We start from the raw sequence: 3,781 nt of genomic DNA, 5'->3' as shown, positions 1-3,781 counted from the left end.
GCCAGCCAGCGGGCCGACTCCTCGATCAGCTCGATGCGTGGCGGGTGCTCATAGGCCTCGGCCAGCGCATCACGCACCGGCGGGACCATGACCGGGGCCAGCAGCACGTCCTGCGGCACCTCCACCCAGACCGGGCCCATGGGCACGGTGATCGCCTCGGCCCAGGCGTCCTGGATGGCCGAGGGGATCGAGGAGGCGTGGTGCACGGTGCGCTGGAACTTGGTGACGTTCGCGGCCGAGGCCTTTTGGTCATCAAGCTGGTGCAGCATGCCCTTGCGCCGGGCGCCCAGTCCATCCACCGGAATCTGGCTTGCCACCACCACCATCGGCACGCCGGTGGCGTAGGCTTCCTGCAGCCCGGCCAGGGAGGTTAGCGCCCCGGGGCCGGTGGAGAGGAACAGCACGCCCACTTCCCCGGTGGCCCGGGAGTAGCCGTCGGCGGCGAAGGCGGAGTTGTTCTCCACCCGGGAGGAGACGAAATGCAGGTCCGAGCGGGAGAGCGCGTCAAAGAGCCCCAGCGCGTGCTGCCCGGGAATTCCGAACACGGTCCTGGCACCGAGCGCGCTGAGCGTCTCAATGACCAGGTCCCCGCCGTTGCGTTGCGCGGTGTTGGACATGCTAGTTCATTCCCTTGCCGTGGCGCAGGTCGCTGATCAGGCTGATCAGGTCGTAGGTGACGTGGGAGGCGGCCACGCCGGTGATCTCGGCATGGTCGTAGGCCGGGGCCACTTCCACGATGTCCGCGCCGACGATGTTCATCCCGCGCAGCCCGCGCAGGATTTCAAGCAGCTCGCGGCTGGTGATCCCGCCGGCTTCCGGGGTTCCGGTGCCCGGGGCGTGGGCCGGGTCCAGCACGTCGATGTCCACCGAGATGTACAGCGGGCGGTTGCCGATGCGGTCGCGCAGCTTGTCCACGATTTCACGCACCCCCTGGTAGTACACGTCCGAGCTGGTGACGATGCCGAAGCCGAAGCGCTTGTCGTCCTCCAGGTCCTTCTTGCCGTACAGCGGGCCGCGGGTGCCGACGTGGCTGATGGCCTCGGTGTCCAGGATGCCCTCTTCCACCGCACGGCGGAACGGGGTGCCGTGGGTGTATTCGGCACCAAAGTAGGTGTCCCAGGTGTCCAGGTGCGCATCGAAGTGCAGCAGCGCCACCGGTCCGCCGGCACGCTGGGAGGCGGCGCGCAGCAGCGGCAGGGCGATGGTGTGGTCCCCACCGATGGTGACCAGCGAGGCCCCGTCCTCGGTCAGTTCCAGTGCGTTGTGTTCAATGGCTTCGATGGCCTCGTTGATGTTGAACGGGTTCACCGCCATATCCCCGGCGTCGGCGACCTGGCTCAGCGCGAACGGGGAGATGTCCACGGCCGGGTTGTAGGGGCGGATCAGGCGGGAGGACTCGCGCACGTGGGTGGAGCCGAAGCGGGCACCGGGACGGTAGGAGACCCCGGTGTCGAACGGGACGCCCACGATCTTGATGTCCGCCTTTTCAACCTGGTCCAGGCGCGGCAGCCGGGCGTAGGTTCCGGCACCGGCGTAGCGCGGGATCAGTGCGGCATTGATGGGTCCGAGCTTGCCGTTTTCCTCGATACGGATTTCTTCCACGGCTGGTCCTTTCGACGCTGAAGGGGAAAACCTCTGTTTTCCAATAGGAAACTCTCGTTGTCGAATATGCTATTTTCCCCTGCCCGTCCCGTCAAGGGTGAGGGTCCGTTCCGGACGCCGCGGGCCGGCGGAAGACCGACGCGGTCTGCCGCGTTCCCGGTCTTCGGCCGGCCCCTGGAAATGGCGTGGATGGCGCCTAGGCGAGGTCCAGGACCGCCTGGCGCAGCACCTGCAGCCCATCGCGCAGCAGCTCCTGGCCGATCACCAGCGGCGGCAGCAGCCGCAGCACATTGCCGTAGGTGCCGCAGGTCAGCGTCAGCACCCCGGCCGCGTGGCAGGCCTGGGACACCGCCGCTGCCAGTTCCGGGCGCGGGGCCAGGGTGTCGCGGTCCGCGAACTCAACGGCCAGCATCGCCCCGCGCCCCCGCACCTGGGCCACGCTGTCGGTGGAGTCCACCAGCGGCTCCAGCATCTGGCGGGTGAGTTCCTCGATCCGCCGGGCGTTGCGCAGCACGCTGCCGTCCTCGAACTGCTCGAAGACCGCCAGCGCCGCCTCACAGGCCAGCGGGTTCCCGGCGTAGGTGCCTCCCAGGCCTCCGGCGTGCGGCGCGTTCATCAGCTCCGCCCGCCCGGTCACCGCGGAGAGCGGCACGCCGTTGGCCAGCGCCTTGGCGGTGAGCACCAGGTCCCCGACCACGTCCTCGTGTTCGGCGGCGAACAGCTTGCCGGTGCGTCCGATCCCGGCCTGAATCTCGTCTAGCACCAGCACGATACCGTATTTGTCCGCCAGGGCCCGCAGCCCGGGCAGGAAACCGGGCATCGGGACGATGAACCCGCCCTCGCCCTGGATCGGCTCAATCACCATGGCCGCAAAGCTCCGTGCCCCGTGCTCCACAATTTGCTGCTCCACCAGGGCCAGCAGCTCGTGGACGTCGCGGCCCTGCGAACGTAGCGGGTTCGCGGAGGCGGCGCGCACGATGTGCTCGGGCAGGGGTCCGAAGTTCAGCTTGTAGGGGTTGACCTTCGACGTCATCCCCATGGTCAGCAGTGAGCGTCCGTGGTAGGCCTCGTCGAAGACCAGGATGTTCGGCCGTCCGGTGGCCGCGCGGGCGATCTTCACCGCGTTCTCCACGGCCTCCGCGCCGGTGGAGAACAATGCGGTGCGCTTGGCGAAGTCGCCCGGGGTGTTGCGGTTCAGCCACGCGCAGACGCGGGTGAAGGACTCGTACTCGCTGACCATGAAGCAGGTGTGGGTGAACTTCTCCAGCTGCTGCGCCACCCGCTGGGCAACGCGCTGGTTGGCCGCGCCCAGGGAGGTCACCGCGATCCCGGAGGCAAGGTCGATCAGCCGGTTGCCGTCCACGTCCTCGATGATCCCGCCATCGGCGCGCTGCACGAACACCGGCAGGGTAATCCCAAAGCCGTCACTGACCTCGGCCAGCCGCTGGGCATGCAGTTCCCGGGAACGCGGGCCGGGGATCTGGGTGGCCAGGTGGCGGCTTTGGGGCAGGCGGTGGGCGCTGTCGGCGGCAGGGTTCGAAGCGAGCGGGGACAGCATGGCGGAAGGCAGGGTTTCAGTCATGGGAACCACGCTATGATCCGGCGGTGACACGCGTCACTGGCCGTTCCATCCAATTCGACGGTTCGTACAGGATAATTTGCACCGTGATCACGCTTTTGCAATTGGGCACCGAGTTGGGGCGCAGCTTCTACCCGGCCAGCGGCACCACGTTTCGGGCCAACCCGGTCACCGGGGTGCACATTTCCGAGCTGGCCGACCCCACCCCCTACCTGGAGGGCGGGGAGCTGCTGCTGACCACGGGCATGTCCTTCGCCGACACCGCCGAGGCCAGCACCGAGTACCTGGGGCGGCTGGCCGCGCATGGAATCACCAGCCTGGGCCTGGGGCTGGGGCCGTGGCTGGACGAGGTTCCCTCCTGGGTGGCGGCCGGCTGCCAGCGGCTGGGCATCCAGCTTGGGGTGGTGCCCGATGAGGTCCCCTTCCAGCAGGTTTCCCGCGCCTACTGGCGGCTGAGCGCGCGCAGCGACGCCAGCAACCTGATGGAGAGCCTGGGCACCCAGACGGCCCTGGCCCGGGCGGCGAACCGGGCCGATGCGGACAGCTCGGTCATCCGCGAACTGGCCCGGGCACTGGGCGGGTGGGCCGCCTACCTGCGGG

The 3,781-nt window shown here is 68.7% G+C and carries 4 protein-coding genes; 1 reads left to right on the top strand and 3 read right to left on the bottom strand.

Annotated features, from left to right (window positions below):
* From RCJ92_RS15315 to RCJ92_RS15305, 3 genes are all read right to left on the bottom strand, one after another.
* The coding region (locus RCJ92_RS15315) for a thiamine pyrophosphate-binding protein (RefSeq protein WP_421014875.1) at positions 1 to 617 on the bottom strand (617 nt) is incomplete at its 3' end.
* Between the two features lies 1 nt (position 618).
* A complete protein-coding gene (speB, locus tag RCJ92_RS15310; RefSeq protein ID WP_138174786.1) occupies positions 619 to 1,602 on the bottom strand; it encodes an agmatinase in 984 nt (327 codons plus the stop codon).
* Between the two features lie 196 nt (positions 1,603 to 1,798).
* Positions 1,799 to 3,160, bottom strand: coding sequence for an aminotransferase class III-fold pyridoxal phosphate-dependent enzyme (locus tag RCJ92_RS15305; protein WP_446755050.1), 1,362 nt, complete (start codon positions 3,158 to 3,160; stop codon positions 1,799 to 1,801).
* 107 nt (positions 3,161 to 3,267) lie between these two features.
* Between RCJ92_RS15305 and RCJ92_RS15300 the strand changes: the two genes are divergently transcribed.
* On the top strand, positions 3,268 to 3,781 hold a 514-nt coding region (locus tag RCJ92_RS15300; protein ID WP_446755049.1), incomplete at its 3' end, for a PucR family transcriptional regulator ligand-binding domain-containing protein.

It is taken from the genome of Glutamicibacter sp. BSL13 (assembly GCF_052928425.1).
The sequence above is the reverse complement of the archived record's forward strand: the minus strand, read 5'-3'. Positions and strand labels throughout refer to the sequence as shown.